This window comes from Rhodococcus sp. R1101 (genome assembly GCF_000278445.1).
Classification (GTDB): domain Bacteria; phylum Actinomycetota; class Actinomycetes; order Mycobacteriales; family Mycobacteriaceae; genus Rhodococcus; species Rhodococcus gordoniae.
The window spans coordinates 1-1377 of sequence record NZ_AJVB01000717.1 but is presented as its reverse complement, the minus strand read 5'-3'; the positions used below and the strand labels follow the sequence as shown (position 1 = coordinate 1377).

Sequence of the window (1377 nt, the reverse complement as noted above, 5' to 3'; positions counted from 1 at the left end):
CGACTCGCCGCCGATGTGGCCTCGGGTGCGTTCGGTCCCGCCGAATCCGACGAGGACGTGCACGGCGCGCTCGAACGGGGACTCATCGAGCGGGTCGGTCCCGAGGTCGGCGGCCGGCTCCGCGCGGGCCGCTCCCGCAACGACCAGGTCGCGACGCTGTTCCGGATGTGGCTGCGCGACAGCGCGCGGCGCATCGCCGACGGCGTCCTCGACGTGGTGGAAGCGATCGCCGGCCAGGCCGCGGCCCACCCCGATGCCGTGATGCCCGGCAAGACGCACCTGCAGGCGGCGCAGCCCGTGCTGCTCGCACACCACCTGCTGGCCCACGCACACCCGCTGTTGCGCGACGTCGACCGGTTGCGCGACTTCGACAAGCGCGCGGCGGTGTCGCCGTACGGGTCGGGTGCGCTGGCCGGATCGTCGCTCGGTCTCGACCCCGACGCGATCGCGGCCGATCTGGGCTTCGACTCCGCGGCCGACAACTCCATCGACGCGACCAGTTCTCGTGACTTCGCGGCGGAAGCGGCCTTCGTCTTCGCGCAGATCGCCGTCGACCTCTCCCGCATGGCGGAGGAGGTCATCCTGTGGAGCACTCCCGAGTTCGGATACGTCACCCTCGCGGACGAATGGTCGACCGGGTCGTCGATCATGCCGCAGAAGAAGAACCCGGACGTCTCCGAGCTCACCCGCGGTAAGGCCGGTCGCCTCATCGGCAACCTCACCGGACTGCTGGCCACCCTCAAGGCGCAGCCGCTGGCCTACAACCGCGACCTGCAGGAGGACAAGGAGCCGGTCTTCGACTCGGTGGCGCAGCTCGAGCTGCTGCTCCCGGCCATTGCCGGTCTCGTCTCGACGCTGACCTTCCACACCGAGCGCATGGCCGAACTCGCTCCCGCCGGCTTCACCCTCGCGACCGACATCGCCGAGTGGATGGTCCGGCAGGGCGTACCGTTCCGCGTCGCCCACGAGGCGGCCGGTGCGTGCGTGCGGGTCGCCGAGGGGCGCGGAGTCGGCCTCGAGGACCTCACCGACGACGAACTGGCCGGTGTCGATCCGGCACTGACCCCGCAGGTGCGGGACGTGCTCACGGTCGAAGGCTCGATCGCCTCGCGCGACGCGCGCGGCGGTACCGCGGGCGTGCGGGTCGTCGAGCAGCTCGGCCGCGTGCGCGATGCCGCGGTGCAGTTGCGCGACTGGGTCCGCGGCTGACCCACCTGCCGTCCCGGGCACCCCGAGTTGCCCGGGACGGTCACGGTGGTGTGGCAGGCTGGCACATACTCTCGGCACGCAGCGGGTACCGGTGTAGAACCGCAGGTGCCGGGGACCCGTGCGGATACATCGTCGAGAGGGGAGCGGACCGTGGGACTGGACGCCGAT

Annotated in this window: 1 protein-coding gene; it reads left to right on the top strand. The window is 71.5% G+C overall.

The window, feature by feature from the left end; all coding sequences use genetic code 11:
* Nucleotides 1-1209, top strand: a 1209-nt coding sequence (argH, locus tag R1101_RS0123540; protein ID WP_016935623.1) for an argininosuccinate lyase, incomplete at its 5' end; no start/stop codon positions are given.
* Nucleotides 1210-1377 lie beyond the last annotated feature (168 nt).